The sequence below is a fragment of the Natronomonas salinimetallica genome, assembly GCF_013839515.1.
Classification (GTDB): domain Archaea; phylum Halobacteriota; class Halobacteria; order Halobacteriales; family Haloarculaceae; genus Natronomonas.
The window spans coordinates 1-21,110 of sequence record NZ_JACDNQ010000003.1; the positions used below are offsets into that span (position 1 = coordinate 1).

The following is a 21,110-nucleotide window of genomic DNA, read 5'->3' on the forward strand; positions in this document are numbered from 1 at the left end:
CGTGCTTTTGAGACTCATATCGTGCTTTTGAGACTCATATCGTGCTTTTGAGACTCATATCGTGCTTTTGAGACTCATATCGTGCTTTTGAGACTCGTGGCCGGGGTCGTTCACACTCTTGATACTCATTTCGTGACTGTCCTTTCGACATAGCGCTGCCCCCGGCCACGTCGCCGGACATCCGTTCGGGGCGTACACCGCATCCACGGAGTGCGGAAATCCCGAGGGGGGACGTCCGACGGTATCACCCGTGTGTTTCGGGATCGAACTCCGTCAGCTCCGACTCGACGCTCTCGGCGGTCCTTCGGACGGCCGTGTTCCGCCGGAACGCGGCCTCGTATCGTTTGAGCTTCCGGTAGAGGATATAAAAGAAGACCCCCTGGTAGACGACGACGAACCCGAGGAACAACACGACGATCGGCACGCCGGGCACGAGCAGGCTGACGATTCCGGGAACGATCCCGACGAGAGTGTTGTACGTCGCGTGGATGAACGCTGCGATGAGCAGTCCCTTCGCGACGATCGGGCCGGCGTTCTCGCGGTTGAACTTCGCCAGCCCGAGATAGTAGCCTGCGAAGGCCGAGTAGACGACGTGGCCCGGCCCCGCCAGTCCGCGAACGGCGGTGATCTGCCCGCCGGCCTCCAGCGTGTCCGCGAACCCGTCGACGAAGCCGATCCCCGTCTGGATCAAAATCGAGGCGGGCGTCTGGAGGTTCTGGGTGATATAGAGGACGTTCTCGATGGCCGCAAAGCCGAGCCCCGCGATAGCCCCATAGACCGCGCCGTCGACGACCGAGTCGAACCGCGAATCACGGTAGGGATACAGCCAGACGGCGAGCAGTTTGACCGACTCCTCGACCGGCCCGACGACGAGATAAAAAAACAGGACGATCCCGAAGAACGGAAGCAACTGCAAAAACCCGAATACGCTGTTGATGACCGCGGCAAAGCCCGCAAACAGTACCGCGAGGATGAACGTCACGACGAGCAACGACGCCGGTTCCTTCGTCGTGATGTCCGTCCGATAGATGTACAACGCCAGGACGGCGGCGGGAATGATCGAGAGCACCGCCAGTGCGAGGATGAACGGATCATCGATGATGAGCCCCCCGGTACCGCCCGCCACGAAGATGACGAGAAATATCAAGACACCGAGACCGACTAGGAGCCGCCGTCCGGCCCGGACGACGCTGCGGTGGGTTCGGATCGCCAGCCGATCGAGCGCCGTTCGCGGCTCCCACGAGGCGATATCGTAGAGGTCCTCGTCGTCGGTCCGTGCATCCACCGGATCCTTCATGCAGGGCTTTCTCACGGCGTGACCCTAACTGTTTGGTCCGCCACATATTCCGCGGCCGGTCCGGGTTCCGGGGTGGCGACGGTTTCGGCTCCCGAGCGCCCCGATGCCGGGACGGTTTCGGCTCCCGAACGCCCCGATGCCGGGACGTTTTCGATCCCCCGCCCCATAGGCCACCCATGTACTTCGATCAACGGACGCGGGCGGCGATTCGAGCGCTCGGCCTCGATACCGCCGAAACCACCCAAACGTCCGAGCCGACCGCCGACGCGGTCGCTGCCGAGAGCACCCTTTCGGAGCCCGCCGTCGGATCGACGTTCGGCGCGATGGCCTACGATCGAGCCTGTCCCGCCCACGGCCGTGAGGAGCCATGAACGTCCGGGTTCGCGGGATTTACACGACGGCACTCACCGAACTGCTTCGCGAGGACCACGACGTCGTCTCGGCCTCGCCGCCGATACGCGAACGGTTCGGGGAGCCCTTCGACGTCGACGTCGCCGGCGCGACCGTCCGGACGACCGACGACCGCGAGGGGATCGCCGTCACCGGGGAGAACGAGGCTGTCTCCGACCTACGCGACCGGCTCGCGGCCATCGGTCGCGACACGCTCGCCTGGGACGCGACCGCACCCCCCGGATCGGTCTTCCTCGCCGAGGTGATCGATACTCTCGGCTCGGGGGCGATCGTGGACCTCGGCTCGGTCGACGGCACGTCGGTCTCGGGGTTTCTCCCCTACGACCGCGTCGACGGATACGTCGAGGAGGGCGACAGCTATCGGCTACAGGTCGCCGAAGCGGAACCGCCCTGGAGCGACGACCGCCCGACGCTCGCCCGTGACCTGCGGATCCCGGGCGGACTCGTCGAACTCCGGCGGGGCGACGGCGGACCGATGAGCGAGACCGCCCGACTGGCCGACATCCTCCCCGTCGACCCGATCGACGGGTGGACACCGCGATGGTCCCACGCCGCCGACGACGCCTCCCTCGACGCGATGGCCGCGGCCCTCGATCGAGCCAACGACCGCGCCGAACGCGTGATGTCGGCGATCGCCTCGGCCGAGGGGGAGGGTCCACGCAGGGTTGTCACCCCCGTCTCGGGCGCGTGGCTGTGGTTCGGCCGCGAGAGCCGCTTCGAACTGGACTCGATCCGCCGCCGGGTCTCGACGACGATGGCCGGCCACCATCGCACGAAGGCCGCGACGGACGCCGCGAGCTCGGCCGTCGACTTCGTCGAGGCGCTCTGTGGTCCCGCCGCCGAGGACGGCAACGACGAGACCGGCTTCCCCTTCGACGTCGTTACCCGCCAGTTTGGCCCACAGACGGGCGATTCGGTCGCCATCCGCCACGGTAAACCCGCCGGCCGAACGATCACCCTCGGACGCGGCGAGGTGACGGAGCGCGACCCCGGAGGCTCGATCACCGTCGAACGCGAGATGTCCGGCGGCGGGACCTACGACGCCATCGGCGTCGAACGAACCGCCGGGGACGTCGCGAGAACCACCTTCGTCGAGGGGCGGTGGTGGTACGCGACGGTTTATGAAAGTGCGGCGGGCGAGCGGCGTGGTACCTACGTCAACGTCTGCACGCCCGTCGAGATCTTTCCGCGGGCGGTCCGCTACGTCGACCTCCATGTCGACGTGGTCAAAGGCCCCGACGGCGACGTCCGACGCGTCGACGACGACGAACTCGATGCCGCCGTGGTCGCGGGGACGGTTCCCGAACCGCTTGCCGCCCGCGCCCGCGAGGTCGCCGCTTCGATCGAGAACGTGTTGTGATCTGGAACCGTTTCGGCCTTCGAAGCGGGGCTTCATAGAGCGTATTCTTTCAAACACCGCCACCGAAGAGATCTTAAGACAGACGGCGGTATACCCGACGTACTGTGCAGCGACGACATCTCCTCGGTACGGCAGGCGGGTTGGTCTGTGCCGGGTCCGCGGGCTGTCTCGGGCGGTTCGATACCGACGACGCGGCGACGTCGGTACGAACGATCGAAGTCGAAAGCAGCATCAGCGCCGCCGTTTTCAGGTGGGGGATTCGGGAGAACGTCTGGAGCGATCGCGGCATCGATCTGTCCTTCGAGACCGCCCCTTACGGGCGGTACAACCGACAGATCGTAGAAGGAGAGGCCGACGTCGGCGCGCCCTCGACGGTCGCACAGCTGCAGCTCATCGACCAGGGGGAGCCGCTGACGTTCGTCGCCCCTCAACAGAACATGTTCAACCGGATGTTCGCGCGGGCCGACGATCCGAGCATCGAGGGCCCGACGGATCTCGCGGAAAAAACGCTCGGGCTTCCGGCAGCGCTGAGTTCGACGACGAGCACCGTCCATCGCGTGCTCATCGAGGACGAGTACGGGTTCGACATCGTCGAGGACACCGCCGACACGCGGGCTGCGGAGCCGCCCGCACTCTGGGAGTTCCTCCAGGACGGTGAACTCGACGCCATCTCACAGTTCTCCGGGTTCACGATCAAGGGCATCGCCGACGACAGCGTCGAGACGATCTTCGACCCCTACGAGCTGTGGCGCCGCCGGACCGACAGCGGGATCCCGACGACTACGTTCACCGTCCGGCCCGAGTGGCTCTCGGCGCACCGGACCGTCGTCGACGATTTCCTCGCCGGCTGGGAGGCGGCTCTCGCATCGTTCGCGGCGAACACGCGAGCGGCGCTCGAGCGGTTCGGCGCCGACGCGGGTATCACGGCGGACGAAGACGCCGACGTCGTCGTCGAACTCATGAACGACGGGATCGTCTTCGGCCCCGCCTACTACGACGAGGAGCTAGCCGCCGCCCACTGGTCGTTCTTCGAGTTGCTCGCCGAGGCCGACGTCGTCGACCTCGGTGATCGAGACGAGACGTTCAGGACCGCCGGGGAACTACGGGAGTGAGATATCGGGACCGATGGGGCCACATCCTCCGACGGTCGGACGGGTAGGGACGACGACCACCGTTTTCGGGTACACACATGAGCACTGACGACGACCGTCGTTTCCGATCGCTGCGGACGATCACGGCCCCCCGGCCGGCGACGGTCGTCTCGGTCCTCACCGTCCTTGCCGGCTGGCAGCTGTTTTCGACGTTCTTTTCGCCCTATCGGTTTCCCGGACTGTGGACGCTCGCCGGAAACGTCACGACGGTCCTCTCGGGCGGGACCCGGTTCGATCCGTTCACCCAGTTCGGGGCGACTGTCGCCCGCGTCGCCGTCGGATTCGGCCTCTCTATGATGTTTTCGACCATCTGGGGCGTCGCGATGGGGGCTCGCTCGACCCTCGGGGAGTACCTGTCCGGACCGCTTTTCGTCCTCTTGACCGTTCCCTCCGTGGTGTGGGCGTTCGTCGGCGTCATCTGGTTCGGTCTGACGGAGTTTCTGGTCCCGGTGTTCGTCGTCACCCTCGTGGTGTTCCCGTATCTGACCGTCGTCGTCTGGGAGGGAATGGGGGACGTCGACGAGTCGCTGGTCGAGATGGCGGAGGCCTTCGGCGCGAGCACGGCCGCGACGTGGCGATACGTCTATCTTCCCCAACTGCGCCCGCACCTCTTCGGGGCCGCCCGCATCGGGCTCGCGGTCTCTTGGAAACTCGCGCTCGTCGCCGAGGTGTTCGGCTCCGCGACCGGCGTCGGCGTCGCGGTCAAACACCACTTCGAGACCTTCGAAAACGGGATGGTCCTCGCGTGGGCAGTCCCGATGATGGCCTTGATTTACGGAGCCGACCGCCTCCTCCGGCGGGTCGAACGCCGCGCGGCCCGCTGGAAGTCCGAGGCGACCGAACGGCAGGGGGCCTTGGAGTGACTCGCCTTCGGATCAACGGCGCAACGAAACGCTTCGAGGGGGTGGACGGACCCCTCACCGTCTTCGAGGGGTTGGATCTCGTCATCGGCGACGGCGAGTTCGTCACCGTCATGGGGCCCTCCGGCTGTGGGAAGACGACGCTTTTGAACGCGGTCGCGGGGGTCGTCGACCTCGACACTGGAACGATCGAGTTCGGCGGTGAGCCGGTCGAACCGGGCGCGTTCCCGTTCGGCTACGTCTTCCAGGAGCCGCGCCTGCTGGAGTGGCGCACCGCCGGACAGAACATCGCGTTCGCCCTCGAGGCAGCCGGCGTCGACGCGTCCGAGCACGACCGTCGGATCCGGACGTGGCTCGAGCGGGTCGGCCTCGCCGACGAACGGGACAGCTACCCCCGGCAGCTCTCGGGCGGCCAACGCCAGCGCGTCGGCCTCGCGCGCGCGCTCGCGGTCGGTCCGGAGCTTCTGTTGATGGACGAGCCGTTCTCCTCGCTGGACGCGGTGACCGCACGGAACGCCCGACGGAACCTGCTCGACCTCTGGGCGGACACCGGCGCGTCGGTGTTTTTCGTCACCCACGACGTCCACGAGGCCGTCGTCCTCTCGGATCGCATCGTGTTCATGAACGGGGACGGCGACGTCTTCGAGGCGGTGACCGTCCCACACGACCGCCCTCGGGAGTTCGATGACCCCGCCCTCCGGGAGACCGAGGCGGAACTGACGCGGACGTTCTTCGAGGAACTAGAATGACCCGCCGTGGCGCCGTCGCGGGCGGGGGATTCCTTCTCCTCTGGACGGTCGCTAGCGCGGCCGCCCCGGCGCTGTTCCCCGGCCCCCTCGCCGTGGCCGGACGGCTCCCCGACCTCATCGGCCCGGGCCCCGGCGGCGAGGTGTTCGGCCACCTGGGCGCGAGCCTCCTCCGGGTAGTGCTTGCGACGGCCGTCGGGCTCGCGACCGCGGTTCCGGTCGGCGTCGTCATGGCCGTCGACGACCGGATCGAGACCGGTGTCTCGCTGTGGCTTCCGTTTTTTATGACGGTTCCGACGCTGGTCGTCGTCCTAGTGGCGATGGTCCTGTTCGGATTCAGCGATCTCTCCGTCGTGGTCGCCGTCGTCGTGGCCGCGACCCCGTTTGCGACTGTCACGGTATACGAGGGCGCAGCGGACGTCGATCCGGCGCTGCTCACGATGGCCGACGCCTTCGGGGCCGACCGCCGTGCCGTCCTGCGGGAGATCTATCTGCCGGCCATCCTCCCGTCGGTGTTCGGGAGCGCCCGATACCTGTTGAGTATGGTCTGGAAAGTGGTGGTGCTCGCCGAGACGTTCGGCATGAATCGGGGGATGGGAGCGCTGTTCCGCTACTGGTTCAATCAGGGAGACCTGACCGCGTTGCTCGCGGCCCTCTCGTGTTTCGTCGCCGTGATGGTCGGCCTACAGACCGGGGTAAGCCGGCTGGAACACCGGCTATTCCACTGGCGGGCGTAGGGGCCGGACCGACCGGATCGACGCCCTACCGCGCGACCAGCGCCGCCTGCCCGCCCGCGACGAACCCCGCATCGACGTTAACCACGGTCAGGTACGTACACGACTGTAACATCCCCATCAGTGCGGCCTCGCCGTCGCCGCCGTACCCCGATCCCGTCCCGACCGGGAGGCCGATGACCGGCGACGACACCAGCCCGGCGACGACCGTCGCGAGCGCCCCCTCCCGCCCCGCGGCGACGACGACGCAGTCACACGCTTCGAGGGTCTCGCGCTCGCCGAGCAGCCGGTGGACGGCCGAGACCCCGACGTCGTAGACGGTTTCGACGGCACAGCCCATCTCACCGGCGATCGCGGCCGCCTGCTCGGCGACGGCAATATCGGACGTCCCCGCGGTGACGACGCCGACCCGTCCCCGCTGTTCGGGCGGTTCGTACCCGTCTGCACGGAGCACGAGCGTCCGGGAGCGCTCGTAAAAATCGTGATCGGCCGCTTCCGTCTCGGCTTCGAGGTCCTCGCGTACGGACGCCGGCACGCCGGTGAGAACGGCCACGCCGGCCGAGGACAACAGCTCGCGTCCGATCCCGAGTAACTCCTCGTCGGTCTTGCGCTCGGCTTCGACGACCTCCGGGATGCCGGTTCGCTCACCCTGTCTCGTGTCGACGCGGGCGAAGTCACCGATCCGATGTACACCACTAAGCCGCTCTTTGGCCTCCGAAACGGAGATCTCGCCGCGGTCGAGCGCCTTCAGGACGGCGTCCGTCCCCGCGTCGGCGTCGGCACGCGTTCTTTCGTTCGAATCGTCGCCCATGCCCCCTGTTCGTTCCCCCCGGGTCCTATGTCTACCGCTCGAAGACACCGCGGCCGGCCAACGGATCGATCGCCGTTCGTGCCCGCTCGCGGGCCGAATCGAGGTCGAACGTCCGGACCACCCGGCCGTTCTCGACGAGCGGCTCCAGTAGGTCGCTTCCCGCCGCCGTTTCCTCACGCGCGACGACCGTATCCTCGTACCCGTCGCGGTAGACCGTCTTCGCGCCCGGCTTGACCCCCCGTTTCGTTCGCGGCTCCCCGTCGACCTCGACGATGTTCAACGAGAAATCGACCGGATCGGCGTTGGCGATCGCTCCGCCGACCCCGAAGCCGTCGGCGACGTCCCGCAGGCGCTCGATCTCCGGGACGCCGATCCCGCCGCTGACCAACACGTCGACGTCCCCACGGCCGCGTTGTCGTAGCGCCCAGCGGACGTCCTCGACGATGGCTCGCATATCCCCCCGTCTGGACGACGTCGTATCGAGGCGGACACCCTCCAGTGCCTCCCCGAGACAGTCCGCGGCCCGGCCCGCCTCGTCGGCCTCGTCGCCGAAGGTATCACAGAGCATCACGCGAGGTACGTCCGGATCGAGCGCGTCGTCGAACGCGCTCCAGGCCGCTTCCGACGATCCCAACGCGATCGCCAGGGCGTGTGGCATCGTTCCGCCGGCCTCGACGCCGATCACCTCTCCCCCGGCCACGTTGCCGATCCCGTCGACGCCGCCGACCAGAGCGCTCTGCTCGATCATCGCGCCCAGTGCCGGATGCTGCCGGCGGGTCCCGAAACTCAACACGGTTCGATCGCGGGCGGCCGCCCGGACCCGCCACGCGGCCGACGCGATTCCGGAGGCGTGGGCGAGAAATCCCAGTATCGAGGACTCATACCGGCCGAACGCCCGATACGGTCCTTCGATGCGTAGGACAGGCCCGCCGGAGATCGCCTCCCCTTCCCGTGGTGCGTACACGTCGATCGGAATCCCTTCGAGGAGCCGTGCGAGATCCCCGAGACCCGCGAGCACGTTCCAGCCGTCGGGTGCCGACAGCTCCGCGACGACGTCCGGGTCGGTGCCGACGTCCTCGAGTACCTCCTCCGTACGGAGGAAGTACGCTGCCGTCGCCCGTCCCTCATCGATCTCGTCCGCAGTGAGTAGGTCGTACGTCCGGTCGGTCATCGGGTCATCGTTTCGGGGGGTCGAATAAGGGTGTTTGGCCCCGCTCTGTGCCCGCCCGCCGTCGGCGACGGTCCCCTCCGTCACTCGATGTCGTCTTCGAGTTCGATGTCGGCGCTGTCGACCTCTAGATCCACGTCGCCGTCCCCCGCCGCGAGCTCCTCGATGCTGTCGATGCCGAGCATCTCGCGGGTCTCTTCGTCGAAGCCCATCGACTCGAGGCTGCTTTCGGTCGATCCGACGTCGCTGCCGGTGAGATGCTTGCCGTAACGGCTCAAAAGCGAGGTCATCTCCTGGGGCAGCACGAACGTCGTCGAATCGCTCGTCCCGATCTCCTCGAGCGCCTCCATGCCGCGCTCGATGATCGCGCGTTCGCCCATCGACTCGGCCGACTTCGCACGCAACACAGTCGAGATGGACTCCCCCTGGGCTTCGAGGACGCTCGCTTGCTTTTCGCCCTGGGCTTCGAGGATGTTCGCCTGCTTGTCGCCTTCGGCCGTCTCGACGGCCGAACGTCGTTCACCCTGGGCTTCGAGGATCATCGCCCGGCGTCTCCGTTCTGCGGAACTCTGTTTTTCCATGGCGCGCTGGACGTCGGGACTCGGGTTGACCTCCCTGACCTCGACGGCCTCGACGCGAACCCCCCACTCGTCGGTCGGCCCCTCGAGCTCGCGTTGGATGCGGCGATTGATTTTCTCGCGCTTCGAGAGCGTTTCGTCCAGCTCCATATCGCCCAAGACGGCCCGAAGCGTCGTCTGAGCGAGGTTCGACGTCGCCCGACGGTAGTCGTCGACCTCCAGGAACGCTCGCTTTGCGTCCATGACTTTGATGTAGACGACCGCGTCGGCGGTCACCGGGGAGTTGTCCTCGGTGATCGCCTCCTGTTTCGGCACGTCGATCGTCTGGGTTCGCATGTCGAACGGATAGGTCTGGGAGACGAACGGCGGAACGAAATGGATCCCCGGCTCGAGGAGTTCACGGAACTCACCGAAGACCGTCAACGCCTCCTTCTCGTAGGCCTCGACGATCTCGACCGCGCTGGAGACGGCGGCAACGGCGACGAAAAGAAGCGCCAACCCGGCGACCACGAGCGGACTGAACTCGATCAGATCGAACGTGACCGCCGCGCCCACGGCGAAGAGCGCCAGGACGGTGACCGACGCGCGTGTGGAGAGCCCCGCGCTCTTTTTTCCGAGCTCGCGGGCAGCGCTGTCTGACATGCTCTACGTTTGTACCCGACGATACTTGAACCCACGCCGCGCGAAACGGGTTTTCATACCACATCCGTCGTCCGATGCCGTCAAGCATGTCGCCGATACCATCAATTATACCGTCGGAGCCCCACGTCAACGTGTATGCAATTTAGCCTCCCCGTCTCGCTCGGTGGGTTGCTCGCCATCGTCGCCGTCGGTACCGCCGCCCTCGTCGGTAGCGGTATGATGGCCCTCGAGACGACGCTGATGATGGTCACACCGTCGATGCTCGCCTTCGGGCTCATCGCCTTCGCCCTCGGGATGAAATACGGCGAGTTCCGCTCCGGCTCCGGGCGGTAGTGTAGGCCGCCCCCGGCGACTACGACCTCTCACGCCGTCGCCGCCTCGAACGGATTCACGACGCCGTCGCCGCCTCGAACTCCCGTCCGAAGACGAGAAACAGCCCGAAACCCACCAGACCGATGGCTGTCGCTCCCAGGAAGGCGGTCTCCGGGGAAACGGCGTATATCCCGCCGCCGATCGCGGCCGAGGGGACGACGACGGCGTTCCTGACGAGGTAGTACGATCCCGTCACCCGGCCCCCGGTTCCCGCCTCGGCCGGGCCGACGATGAGCGCCTTGTGGGCCGGCAGCCCCGCGAACCGAAGCCCCGAAAAAGCGAAAAGCAACGCCAGCGCGGCCGCGCTCTCGGGTGCGTGTATCAACAGCGCCGGAAAGACGGCGTAGACACCGAATCCGAGCGCGACGACCGGCTTCAGCCCGACGCGGCGCGACAGCCGCGAAACCGGGACCATCACGACCAGCGCGACGAGCATTTCGATGGCGAGCAACACGCCGAAGTACGCGTCCGGCGAGAGCCGGCCGACGGCGGGAAGCCGAGCGCCGACCGCGAGAAACTCCGTGACGACGATGACAACGAACACGTAGATCATCCCGTTTGCGAACCGGACGAGCGTATCGGCGGCGAGCAGCGGCCGCAACGCCGGTGGCATCGCCCGGAGGTCCGAAACCACCGTCGAGACGCCCTCGAAGGACGTTCCGAGACGGTCCTCGCCCACGTCATAGAGGACGTGCTGTGCGAGCGTCGCCCCGAGGCCGAACGCCGCTGCGACGGCAAGGAGCAGGCGAAACCCCGTCTCGAAGGCGAAGGCGCTCAACACGCCGGCGGCGAAGAGCGGCCCCAAGAGGAACGCCGTCCGACGGAACGTTTCGGTGCTCGCGAAGCCGATCGCAAGCCGTTCGGGGGCGAGGGCCTGTTTGACGACCGCGAACGTCGCCCCGAGGCCGAAGGACTTCCAGGCCTGTGCGAACACCACTCCGAGAAAGATCCCGACCGGGATCGAGGCGGGTTCGAGCCAGCCGAGGACGAGTTCGCGGCCGAGGAGTTCGACAGTCGTTCCGACGGGCGGGACGGTGACGACCCCGAACCGATCCGCGAACAGCCAGATCACGAACCCGAGCGTCGACGTGAGCCCAAAGAGCGTCAACGCGAGCCGCGATCCGATCCGATCCGAGACGGCACCGCCCGGATAGGGATAGACCGCGCCGATCAGGTTCCCGAACGTGCCGAACAGCCCGATCGCGACCGCCCCCGCGCCGAGGACCGACATGTATCGGGGAACGTATCGGCTCGTCATCTGGAAGCCGAGGCTGAACGCGAACATCGCGACCGAGAGGACCACGACGTCGCGTTCGAGCGCCAGGAACTCCCGGAGTAGCGCCCGAAGGCCGTTCGTACTGCCGTCCTCGCTACCCCTCATATTGGGCCTCCGGCGGCTCGAATAATAAATCTCGGCACTCGGGTGATTCCCGACGGGGGGCGGGCGCGCCTAGACGTCGACGCCGATCGCCTGCTCGATCGAATCGAACCCATCGCGTTCGAGCCGTTCGAGCAGGCCGCGGTTGATGTCCCGTGCGATCGAGGGACCCTCGTAGACGAGCCCCGTGTACAACTGGACGAGACTCGCCCCGGAACGGATCTTCTCGTAGGCACCCGCCGCGTCGGAAACGCCGCCGACCCCGACGATCGGTTTCTCGGTCCGTTCGGCGATAAACCGGATCCGACCGGTCGATTCGTCTTCGATCGGTTCCCCGGAGAGTCCACCCGCCTCGTCGGCGTGTGTTCCCCGAAGCCACGGGGGCCGATCCGTCGTCGTGTTCGTCGCGATGACGCCGGCCAGATCGAGGTCGTCCACGACGCCGAGGGCATCCTCGACGGCTGCCTCCGTGAGATCCGGCGAAAGCTTCACGAGAAGGGGGTCGGCTCCGGCCTCGGAGAGCGTCCGAAGGATCGACGCCAGCCGGTCCCGTTCTTGGAGCGCTCTGAGTCCGGGGGTGTTCGGCGAGGAGACGTTGACGGCGAAGTACTCGCCCGACCCGACGCGTTCGAACGTGTAGAGATAATCCTCCTCGGCGTCCTCGTTGGGGGTCGATTTCGACTTCCCGATGTTGACGCCGACGGGGACGGGACAGTCGGTCCGTTCGAGGCGCTCGCCGATGACGTCAGCACCGTCGTTGTTGAACCCGAGCCGATTTATCAGTGCGCCGTCCTCGGGGAGCCGAAACAGCCGCGGCCTGGGGTTTCCGGCCTGTGGCTCGGCGGTCACACCGCCGACCTCGACGTGTCCGAAGCCGAGTGCGGCGAGCGCGCTCGGAGCCGTCGCGTTCTTATCGAAGCCCGCCGCGACGCCGATCGGGTTCGGGAACGACTGTCCAAGCGTCTCCACGCGCAACCGCGAGTCGACGACGGTGTAGTGGTCGGCGACGACGCGCTCGAGCGGTGTCCCCTGTATAGCCTCGAGGAGTCGGTGTCCGAGTCCGTGGGCCGTCTCGGCGTCGAGCCGGAACGCGAACAGCTTGAGAAGATCGTACAGCGTCATTGTCCGATGGCGTCGGCCGACGTGCTTAAATATCGTGGTCCGCACCTCGATGGGGCGTCCGATTCGGCTCTAGAAGTCGTGTTCGACGTCGTCCGGGTCGGCCTTTTGAATGATGATCTTGCCGTCCCGGACGCGGACGAACACCTCGTCGCCGATACTCATGCCGGCGACGGCCAATTCGTCCTCGTGGATGTTTACGTGGACGTTGTGATACTTGCCGTCGTCGTCTTTTGCGCCACTGGGGCTGAGCTTCTTCTTTCGCACCATCGCGTTGTGTTGGGTCGTTCACCACACGAGATACATAAGTGTACCGTGCGAGCTACGCCCTCCGGCCTAATACTGACGGACAAAAGAATGTACACACGACGCACGAGGATCACGCCGTTCGACGGAGCGAACGGCGGATCACTCGTGAGTCGGTTTCATTCGATTTCGTCCACCAGTATAACGTACGTCGGCCAGCGTGATAGCCTCCGGTGCTCCGGGGTAGTGGCCCTGCCGTGTTCATCGCCGAGTCGAGATCCTGTGGACGACGGACATCACTCGGTGTCCGTCCCGACAATCCCGCCGTGACCTGGAGCGAAAATCGTCTGACGGGGGCGCTATCGGGGGTATATTTATATTGGCGTGTGTGCAGAAATCACACGGAGGAAACAACCCATGCCACGTGACGATGATACGCGGAATTTCGCGCTTCGAGAGAACGGCGGCGAAACCAGTGTCTTTTCCGGGCGGACCCCCAGACAAGCAGCCCTGAAAGCGGCCCGGAGACTCGATCCCGCACCGAGCGAGGACGCCGCCGAGGAGACGGAGCTCCGGCTCCGCGAGAAGGGAACGAAAAAAGTCCACATCTACGAGGGCTGGGCGTGGGAGGAGACGGCCCCCGACGACAGCCCCGACTGGATGCCCGAAGAAATAACCGAAGCAAACGTCTCGAAACAGGGGATACAACACCTCGAAGAGCTGTAATCGGAACGGCTATGACCTCGGCGCGGGTACGCAGACATGCGCGGCAACTCACACGGCCCGACCGCGTACGCACGCGCGTAGGATGACGGGTCCGACTTCTACCCGCGCAACATCCCCTGGGTACGTAGCATCGCCACCGCCCGTTGAACGGCTCTCGGATTTCGCTTCTTCGATCACCCCGCTTGTCACCCGACCGTTCGCCCCTCCGCTTTCCGGCCCGCCACCCCTTTGGCTCGTCCATCCCTTCGCCGTATAAATCATATATCTAACATATCCTCGACCGTCCGCCCCGGCGACCGCGCGCAAACACACGGGGGACAACGGGCGAGATACCTCCCGGCGGCCCCTGGCTGGCGGTTCGGGACACCCTCTCCACCGAGGGGAGGACTCACACGCCCCGAGCGGCATGAAATCGCGTGACGTAGCGGCTCTACTTCGACGGGCTTAATATGCCGACTCCCATCGAATGAAATGCGAAGAACGCGGGGCGCGACGCCCCAACGGGATGGCCCTTGGGGCCGTCTCGTTCCAGTGCTCACACGTGCGGTCGCATCCGAGCGGGACCCACCGACCCCGGAACGCCCGGGCCTTCGGCGGTCCGTTCCGATGCCCTTAAGTGTAACAGGGCATTTGGGTTGAAGTACGAAGGGCGATCCGGAACCGCATTCCGGCGTCGCCTTCACTCCGATGCCCTTAAGTGTAACAGGGCATTTGGGTTGAAGTACGAAGGGCGATCCGGACTCCGTTCGGTTCGCCTCCGATCCGATGCCCTTATACATACGAGGGCACTGGACAAAGACACGACGTGGTCGAAGTCGGCTCGAAACCGTCTTCGCTCACGGATCGACGTAATCCGATGGGTTTATGACCCATCGTGGGTTACTGTTAGATCCGAAGGAAATGAGGATTCCACCCCTGCGGTCCGCCGTATAGATGGGATCTGATGTTAGCCTTGGCAGTTCGGTGACACTCGGTCGGTCCGATGTCATCGATTGCCGATAGTATGGTACACACCTGTTTCAGGTGTGTCCCGCCAAACCCTCCCCGAGCTGGGAATTTAAGCTCGGGGAACGCACTCCGGTTGATCCTGCCGGAGGCCATTGCTATCGGTGTCCGATTTAGCCATGCGAGTTGCACGTTTAACGTAGCAAACTGCTCAGTAACACGTGGCCAAACTGCCCTATGGACTGGGATAACCTCGGGAAACTGAGGCTAATCCCGGATATCACATCCAGCCTGGAACTGGCGGATGTGTGAAACGCTCCGGCGCCATAGGATGTGGCTGCGGCCGATTAGGTAGACGGTGGGGTAACGGCCCACCGTGCCGATAATCGGTACGGGTCATGAGAGTGAGAACCCGGAGACGGACTCTGAGACACGAGTCCGGGCCCTACGGGGCGCAGCAGGCGCGAAACCTTTACACTGCACGACAGTGCGATAGGGGGACACCGAGTGCGAGGGCATAGAGCCCTCGCTTTTGTAGACCGTAAGGAGGTCTACGAATAAGGGCTGGGCAAGACCGGTGCCAGCCGCCGCGGTAACACCGGCAGCCCAAGTGATGGCCGATATTATTGGGCCTAAAGCGTCCGTAGCTGGCCGCGCAAGTTCGTCGGGAAATCCACTCGCTTAACGAGTGGGCGTCCGGCGAAAACTGTGCGGCTTGGGACCGGAAGATCCAAGGGGTACGTCCGGGGTAGGAGTGAAATCCTGTAATCCTGGACGGACCACCGATGGCGAAAGCACCTTGGAAGGACGGATCCGACAGTGAGGGACGAAAGCTAGGGTCTCGAACCGGATTAGATACCCGGGTAGTCCTAGCCGTAAACGATGCTCGCTAGGTGTGGCGCAGGCTACGAGCCTGCGCTGTGCCGTAGGGAAGCCGTGAAGCGAGCCGCCTGGGAAGTACGTCTGCAAGGATGAAACTTAAAGGAATTGGCGGGGGAGCACTACAACCGGAGGAGCCTGCGGTTTAATTGGACTCAACGCCGGACATCTCACCAGCTCCGACAGCAGTAATGACAGTCAGGTTGATGACCTTACTCGACGCTGCTGAGAGGAGGTGCATGGCCGCCGTCAGCTCGTACCGTGAGGCGTCCTGTTAAGTCAGGCAACGAGCGAGACCCGCACCTCTAGTTGCCAGCAGCATCTCGCGATGGCTGGGTACACTAGGGGGACTGCCGTCGCCAAGACGGAGGAAGGAACGGGCAACGGTAGGTCAGTATGCCCCGAATGAGCTGGGCGACACGCGGGCTACAATGGTCGAGACAGTGGGATGCGACACCGAGAGGTGAAGCTAATCTCCTAAACTCGATCGTAGTTCGGATTGCGGGCTGAAACCCGCCCGCATGAAGCTGGATTCGGTAGTAATCGCGTGTCAGAAGCGCGCGGTGAATACGTCCCTGCTCCTTGCACACACCGCCCGTCAAAGCACCCGAGTGGGGTCCGGATGAGGCCTGGTCACCAGGTCGAATCTGGGCTCCGCAAGGGGGCTTAAGTCGTAACAAGGTAGCCGTAGGGGAATCTGCGGCTGGATCACCTCCTAACGTCCGGGACTGAGGCTTCGGCCTCAGCCCACCTTTGGCGATATCTATCGGCGTCGATGCGTGACCGACCGAGCACCTTTGAACTGCCAAGGCTAAATGGTAGGGCCCATAGCTCAGCGGTAGAGTGCCTCCTTTGCAAGGAGGATGCCCTGGGTTCGAATCCCAGTGGGTCCATCTCACGTAGCCGGATCGAACCGTGTCCCTTAAGTGGGAAACACGGTACGGTTCGGGTACGAAGAACCAATGCACCACTCCGTGCAAGCGCGAGTGGGAAGGGTGGACACAGATCCGCAGTCAACGGATGTGTGTATGAGACCGTGTGTACATGCGATCCAGACGCTCACTGGACCCGTTTCATCGGGTTTATGAGCGATCTATCATTACCGTGGCTACTGTGCCACCTGGTGAATAGCTCGGCTCAGGCGCCGACGAAGGACGTGCCAAGCTGCGATAAGCCTAGGGGAGCCGCACGGAGGCAAAGAACCTAGGATCTCCTAATGGGAATCCCCACCGCAATTGCTTCGCGCAATGGGGAACGCCCCGGATTGAAACATCTTAGTAGGGGCAGGAAAAGAAAGCGAATGCGATGTCGTTAGTAACCGCGAGTGAACGCGACACAGTCCAAACCGAAGCCTTCGGGCAATGTGGTGTTCGGACTGGCTATCATCGGGCGAACGGTTTCGAGAAGTCTCCTGGAACGGAGCGCGATACAGGGTGAAAGCCCCGTACCGGAACCAACTAACCCGTGCGTCAGCTCCAGAGTATCGGGGATTGGAAATTCCTCGTGAATCCGGCAGACATCGTCTGCCAAGACTAAATACGTCCTGAGACCGATAGCGAACAAGTAGCGTGAGCGAACGCTGAAAAGCACCCCGAGAAGGGAGGTGCAATAGGGCTTGAAATCAGGTGGTGATAGAGCGACGGAGCGCAAAAGGTCCGCAGCTAAACGACCGAGACGCGAGTCTCCAGTAGAACGCTGTGGAAGCCGGTGTTCCGTCGTACGTTTTGAAAAACGAACCAGGGAGTGTACTTGTCTGGCGAGTCTAACCCGTTCATCGGGGAAGGCATAGGGAAACCGACATGGCCGCAGTCTTACGACCAGGGCCGCCGTGTTCAAGCGCGGGGAGTCAGACGGGTACGACCCGAAACCGGGTGATCTATGCGTAGACAGGACGAAGCGTGGCGAAAGCTACGTGGAGGTCCGCTAGAGTTGGTGTCCTACAATACCCTCTCGTGATCTACGTATAGGGGTGAAAGGCCCATCGAACCCGGAAACAGCTGGTTCCGACCGAAACATGTCGAAGCATGACCTCCGTTGAGGTAGTCCGTGGGGTAGAGAGACTGATTGGGGGCGTGGACTTCGAGAGAAGTTCACCCTCCTGTCAAACTCCGAACTCACGGACGCCGTTGACGCGGGGAGTCCGCTGTGCGGGGTAAGCCTGTGCAGCGTGAGGGAGACAACCCAGAGCTGGGTTAAGGTCCCCAAGTGTAGACTAAGTGCGATTGAAGGTAGTCTCGAGCCCAAGACAGCCGGGAGGTGAGCTTAGAAGCAGCTACCCTCTAAGAATAGCGTAACAGCTTACCGGCCGAGGTTCGAGGCGCCCAAAATAATCGGGGCTCAAGTCTACCACCGAGACCCGGCGGCACGCCTTACAGCGTGCTTCCGTAGGTCGGCACTCCGGTTGGGTGGAAGCTCGGGCGAGAGTTCGAGTGGACCAATTGGTGAAGAAAATCCTGGTTGCAGTAGCAGCGATAGTCGGGTGTGAATCCTGACGGCCAAATGAGCAAGGGTTCCTCGGCAATGTTTGTCAGCCGAGGGTTAGCCGGTCCTAAGACTCACCGCAATTCGAATGAGTCAAATTGGGAAGCTGGTTAATATTCCAGCGCCGTTGTACAATCAACGCCGACGCCTTAGGGTCGACCGAACCGGGCTTTCGCCCGGTCGAACTGTCAAAATCCGTGGAAGCCGTAATGGCACGAAGCGGATGAACGGCAGGACAGCGTAAGTCGGTTCAACCTGGGGCCCGTGAAAAGGCAAGTACAACGTCCGTACCGAGATCCGACACAGGTGCTCATGCCGGCGAAAGGCAAGGCCTGTCGGGAACAACCGACGTTAGGGAATTCGGCAATCTGGCCCCGTAAGTTCGCGATAAGGGGTGCCTGCCTCGGAAAGAGGCAGGTCTCAGTGACTCGGACGCTCCGACTGTCTAGTAACAACATAGGTGACCGCAAATCCGCAAGGACTCGTACGGTCACTGAATCCTGCCCAGTGCGGGTATCTGAACACCTCGTACAAGAGGACGAAGGACCCGTCAACGGCGGGGGTAACTATGACCCTCTTAAGGTAGCGTAGTACCTTGCCGCTTCAGTAGCGGCTTGCATGAATGGATTAACGAGAGCGTCGCTGTCCCAACGTTGGGCCCGGTGAACCATACGTTCCAGTGCGGAGTCTGGAGACACCCAGGGGGAAGCGAAGACCCTATGGAGCTTTACTGCAAGCTGTCGCTGGGACATGGTCGCTGATGTGCAGGATAGGTAGGAGACGTTACACAGGTGCGTGCGCCAGCACGTCGCCGAGTCAACACTGAAATACTACCCGTCAGTGACTGTGACCCTCACTCCGGGAGGAGGACACCGATAGCTGGGCAGTTTGACTGGGGCGGTACGCGCTCGAAAAGATATCGAGCGCGCCCTAAGTCCATCTCAGTCGGGACGGAGACCCGACGGAGAGTGTAAGAGCAAAAGATGGATTGACAGTGATCTTCCCAACGAGGATCGCTGACGCGAAAGCGTGGTCTAGCGAACCAATGAGCCTGCCCGATGCGGGCCATTGATGACAGAAAAGCTACCCTAGGGATAACAGAGTCGTCACCCGCAAGAGCACATATCGACCGGGTGGCTTGCTACCTCGATGTCGGTTCCCTCCATCCTGCCCGTGCAGAAGCGGGCAAGGGTGAGGTTGTTCGCCTATTAAAGGAGGTCGTGAGCTGGGTTTAGACCGTCGTGAGACAGGTCGGCTGCTATCTACTGGGTGTGTTTGACGCTTGACAGGAACGACCGTATAGTACGAGAGGAACTACGGTTGGGTGCCACTGGTTTACCAGTTGTCCGAGAGGGCATTGCTGGGCAGCTACGCACCAAGGGGTAACGGCTGAATGCATCTAAGCCGGAAACCCGCCTGGAAAAGAAGCGTCGCCGAGGTCTCTCCTAGAAGAGGAGTTCGATAGACTCGGGGTGTACGCGTCGAGGCAACGAGACGTTCAGCCCGCGAGCACTAACTGACCGAAGCCACTAATCATTGCTCCGCCCGATGAAGCGGGTCCGGGCGTAAACTGGATCGCATGTACAAACGAAGTCCACCGGCGTTGGACGACACGAGAGGACTGCCTCTCGTACCGTGGTTCGATTCCACGAGCCGGCATTAAGGCGGCCAAAGCGGCGGGGCGACTCCCGTACCCATCCCGAACACGGAAGATAAGCCCGCCAGCGTTCCAACGAGTACTGGAGTGCGAGAGCCTCTGGGAAAGCTGGTTCGCCGCCTACCATTCATTAACCCTCACACAGCACCTGCTGTGTGGGGGTTTTTTTCGTATTTTCAACGGTGAGTGACAACCACTGCCCGACCGGGGGCCTCTCTCGTCCCCCGGACCGACCCCAAGCACTGGAGCGAACCGCTGCGGGCAGTACCGCTACCCTTAAATCGCCGTCGCCGTTACTGTGTGATGCGCCAAGGTGGCAGAGTCTGGCCTTACGCGGTTGCCTGCAGAGCAGCTACACGCCGGTTCAAATCCGGCCCTTGGCTTAATCCTTTAGGTTCAGAGCGTCTACCGGCTGGTTTCGGCAGTTCAGCCGTTCCAGAATCACCCGATATCGGGTTCGAAGCCACGGGGGGTGTTGCGGCATGAGTTCCTACAGCTTCGGGCCGCGGTGTGGCTGTATAGACTGTACGGAACCGAAGGTCGCCGAGGTCGAAATCCCTGGCAAAGGCACGCGGGCGGTCTGTGCAACGCACCGCGAGCAACTGGAGGTGAACGGCGGTGCTTGAAAGCGACGAGGAGCGCGTCCTCCCGAAGGTCGCTGTTCGGAGTGCCTTCACCGAATCATCACTGTCCAGCGGGGCGACGCGACTCGTCTACGACATCGAGTACGCCGAGAAGAGCATCTCGGGGGGCGACAGCTACACCCGAGAGATTATCGGCTACGTCGAGACGGAACCCTACACACTGTTCGATCGGTGTGAGAACTTCCGCGAGTTCGTTGCCCAGGTCGAGGCGAAGAGCCGGTATCACTCGTGGATCCCAGAGCGGCTCACAGATCGGGAGGAGACTGCTGTCGGGGGTGACGCCGATGGGGAGTGATGAGGACCTCCCGGACGTCACACCGCGGGACGCGATCCAGATCGCCCAACGGGCGCTCGCAAAAGCGAACCGTGTCGATGACCTCCAGGAACGCGTCGACGAGCTCGAGGACCAAGTGACCGAGCTCGAACTGCGACAGTCTGGCCGTGACCAAGATCGCGAGTACGCCTCACTGTCGCTTGACGAGAAGATCGGGATGGTGCGGGAACACGCCTTCAGGAAGGCCACCTCGACCAACGGCTACGCGAAAGTCGACTACAACGGCGTCAGATGGGAGGTCTTCGACAGCGACCCCAGCACGAAGCACTGCTACAAGCTGCTGCGACTCGCCGCCGAGGGCGTCGACGGGTTCGAGTACTGTGACCCGGACGGGGAGTCGAAGCACCTGCGGGTCGACGCCACGGCGGCAAAACGGAACGCGGCGTTTTTCCAGGAAAACAAAACCCGAGAGGAGGCACGGGGGCGATGAACCGTCATATAGCCCGCTGGATCCCACCGCCGGTTGTACTCTAGACAAGTGCAGTTGTGTTAGTGCAGTCCGTTAGTGCAGAGTACGCCGAACGAGACGCCGCCGGACGCCTTGTTTGCCCGGGGGAAACGTGAATTTCGG

General features: G+C 63.7%; 18 protein-coding genes, 2 tRNA genes and 3 rRNA genes. 16 read left to right on the forward strand and 7 right to left on the reverse strand.

Annotated elements, in window-relative coordinates; genetic code table 11:
• Positions 1 to 244: 244 nt before the first annotated feature.
• Positions 245 to 1,297: a PrsW family intramembrane metalloprotease gene (locus HZR14_RS02520; RefSeq protein ID WP_181691300.1), complete on the reverse strand. Its 1,053-nt coding sequence runs from the start codon at positions 1,295 to 1,297 to the stop codon at positions 245 to 247.
• A gap of 176 nt (positions 1,298 to 1,473) precedes the next feature.
• Between HZR14_RS02520 and HZR14_RS02525 the strand changes: the two genes are divergently transcribed.
• The 6 genes from HZR14_RS02525 to HZR14_RS02550 all read left to right on the forward strand — a co-directional run bounded on the left by HZR14_RS02525 (position 1,474) and on the right by HZR14_RS02550 (position 6,562).
• Positions 1,474 to 1,668: a hypothetical protein gene (locus tag HZR14_RS02525; protein WP_181691301.1), complete on the forward strand. Its 195-nt coding sequence runs from the start codon at positions 1,474 to 1,476 to the stop codon at positions 1,666 to 1,668.
• The gene (locus tag HZR14_RS02530; protein WP_181691302.1) at positions 1,665 to 3,068 is read left to right on the forward strand and encodes a ribonuclease FAU-1 family protein; all 1,404 of its coding nucleotides are present in this window, start codon (positions 1,665 to 1,667) and stop codon (positions 3,066 to 3,068) included. Before HZR14_RS02525 ends, HZR14_RS02530 begins: the two co-directional genes overlap by 4 nt.
• A gap of 104 nt (positions 3,069 to 3,172) precedes the next feature.
• Positions 3,173 to 4,180 carry an ABC transporter substrate-binding protein gene (locus HZR14_RS02535; RefSeq protein WP_181691303.1) on the forward strand — a complete coding sequence of 336 codons (1,008 nt, stop codon included), beginning with the start codon at positions 3,173 to 3,175 and terminating at the stop codon, positions 4,178 to 4,180.
• A gap of 77 nt (positions 4,181 to 4,257) precedes the next feature.
• Positions 4,258 to 5,082 (forward strand): ABC transporter permease, encoded by an 825-nt coding sequence (locus tag HZR14_RS02540; RefSeq protein WP_181691304.1) that lies wholly within the window; start codon positions 4,258 to 4,260, stop codon positions 5,080 to 5,082.
• Positions 5,079 to 5,828: an ABC transporter ATP-binding protein gene (locus HZR14_RS02545; protein ID WP_181691305.1), complete on the forward strand. Its 750-nt coding sequence runs from the start codon at positions 5,079 to 5,081 to the stop codon at positions 5,826 to 5,828. The genes HZR14_RS02540 and HZR14_RS02545 overlap by 4 nt, the downstream gene beginning before the upstream one ends.
• Positions 5,825 to 6,562 (forward strand): ABC transporter permease, encoded by a 738-nt coding sequence (locus HZR14_RS02550; protein ID WP_181691306.1) that lies wholly within the window; start codon positions 5,825 to 5,827, stop codon positions 6,560 to 6,562. The genes HZR14_RS02545 and HZR14_RS02550 overlap by 4 nt, the downstream gene beginning before the upstream one ends.
• A 25-nt stretch (positions 6,563 to 6,587) precedes the next feature.
• Here the strand turns inward: HZR14_RS02550 and larB are convergent, their stop codons facing one another.
• From larB to HZR14_RS02565, 3 genes are all read right to left on the reverse strand, one after another.
• Positions 6,588 to 7,370 carry a nickel pincer cofactor biosynthesis protein LarB gene (gene larB / locus HZR14_RS02555; RefSeq protein WP_181691307.1) on the reverse strand — a complete coding sequence of 261 codons (783 nt, stop codon included), beginning with the start codon at positions 7,368 to 7,370 and terminating at the stop codon, positions 6,588 to 6,590.
• A 31-nt stretch (positions 7,371 to 7,401) separates the two neighbouring features.
• The gene (locus tag HZR14_RS02560) at positions 7,402 to 8,541 is read right to left on the reverse strand and encodes a nicotinate phosphoribosyltransferase (RefSeq protein ID WP_181691308.1); all 1,140 of its coding nucleotides are present in this window, start codon (positions 8,539 to 8,541) and stop codon (positions 7,402 to 7,404) included.
• A gap of 80 nt (positions 8,542 to 8,621) precedes the next feature.
• Positions 8,622 to 9,758, reverse strand: coding sequence for an SPFH domain-containing protein (locus HZR14_RS02565; protein ID WP_181691309.1), 1,137 nt, complete (start codon positions 9,756 to 9,758; stop codon positions 8,622 to 8,624).
• Positions 9,759 to 9,893: 135 nt separating this feature from the next.
• On the opposite strand from HZR14_RS02565, the gene HZR14_RS02570 reads away from it, so the two are divergent.
• Entirely contained in the window at positions 9,894 to 10,091 is a 198-nt protein-coding gene (locus HZR14_RS02570) for a DUF7333 family protein (RefSeq protein ID WP_181691310.1), read from the forward strand.
• A gap of 55 nt (positions 10,092 to 10,146) precedes the next feature.
• Here HZR14_RS02570 and HZR14_RS02575 read toward each other — a convergent pair whose 3' ends face one another.
• The 3 genes from HZR14_RS02575 to HZR14_RS02585 form a co-directional block, all read right to left on the reverse strand.
• Positions 10,147 to 11,511 carry an MFS transporter gene (locus HZR14_RS02575; protein ID WP_181691311.1) on the reverse strand — a complete coding sequence of 455 codons (1,365 nt, stop codon included), beginning with the start codon at positions 11,509 to 11,511 and terminating at the stop codon, positions 10,147 to 10,149.
• A gap of 69 nt (positions 11,512 to 11,580) precedes the next feature.
• The gene (locus tag HZR14_RS02580) at positions 11,581 to 12,630 is read right to left on the reverse strand and encodes a quinone-dependent dihydroorotate dehydrogenase (RefSeq protein ID WP_181691312.1); all 1,050 of its coding nucleotides are present in this window, start codon (positions 12,628 to 12,630) and stop codon (positions 11,581 to 11,583) included.
• Between the two features lie 69 nt (positions 12,631 to 12,699).
• A complete protein-coding gene (locus HZR14_RS02585) occupies positions 12,700 to 12,897 on the reverse strand; it encodes a hypothetical protein (RefSeq protein ID WP_181691313.1) in 198 nt (65 codons plus the stop codon).
• Between the two features lie 393 nt (positions 12,898 to 13,290).
• On the opposite strand from HZR14_RS02585, the gene HZR14_RS02590 reads away from it, so the two are divergent.
• The 9 genes from HZR14_RS02590 to HZR14_RS02630 all read left to right on the forward strand — a co-directional run bounded on the left by HZR14_RS02590 (position 13,291) and on the right by HZR14_RS02630 (position 20,969).
• Positions 13,291 to 13,599 carry a non-histone chromosomal MC1 family protein gene (locus tag HZR14_RS02590; RefSeq protein ID WP_181691314.1) on the forward strand — a complete coding sequence of 103 codons (309 nt, stop codon included), beginning with the start codon at positions 13,291 to 13,293 and terminating at the stop codon, positions 13,597 to 13,599.
• Between the two features lie 1,074 nt (positions 13,600 to 14,673).
• Positions 14,674 to 16,140, forward strand: a 16S ribosomal RNA gene (locus HZR14_RS02595).
• Positions 16,141 to 16,244: 104 nt separating this feature from the next.
• A tRNA-Ala gene (locus tag HZR14_RS02600) sits at positions 16,245 to 16,316 on the forward strand.
• A gap of 206 nt (positions 16,317 to 16,522) precedes the next feature.
• A 23S ribosomal RNA gene (locus tag HZR14_RS02605) occupies positions 16,523 to 19,439 on the forward strand.
• A 125-nt stretch (positions 19,440 to 19,564) separates the two neighbouring features.
• Positions 19,565 to 19,686: ribosomal RNA gene (gene rrf / locus HZR14_RS02610) — 5S ribosomal RNA — on the forward strand.
• Together the 16S, 23S and 5S rRNA genes with 2 tRNA genes alongside form the textbook arrangement of a ribosomal RNA operon.
• Before the next feature lie 182 nt (positions 19,687 to 19,868).
• A tRNA-Cys gene (locus tag HZR14_RS02615) sits at positions 19,869 to 19,944 on the forward strand.
• 99 nt (positions 19,945 to 20,043) lie between these two features.
• Positions 20,044 to 20,187, forward strand: a complete 144-nt coding sequence (locus HZR14_RS02620; RefSeq protein ID WP_181691315.1) for a hypothetical protein — start codon at positions 20,044 to 20,046, stop codon at positions 20,185 to 20,187.
• Positions 20,180 to 20,500 (forward strand): hypothetical protein, encoded by a 321-nt coding sequence (locus HZR14_RS02625; protein WP_181691316.1) that lies wholly within the window; start codon positions 20,180 to 20,182, stop codon positions 20,498 to 20,500. The genes HZR14_RS02620 and HZR14_RS02625 overlap by 8 nt, the downstream gene beginning before the upstream one ends.
• The gene (locus HZR14_RS02630) at positions 20,490 to 20,969 is read left to right on the forward strand and encodes a hypothetical protein (RefSeq protein WP_181691317.1); all 480 of its coding nucleotides are present in this window, start codon (positions 20,490 to 20,492) and stop codon (positions 20,967 to 20,969) included. Before HZR14_RS02625 ends, HZR14_RS02630 begins: the two co-directional genes overlap by 11 nt.
• Positions 20,970 to 21,110 lie beyond the last annotated feature (141 nt).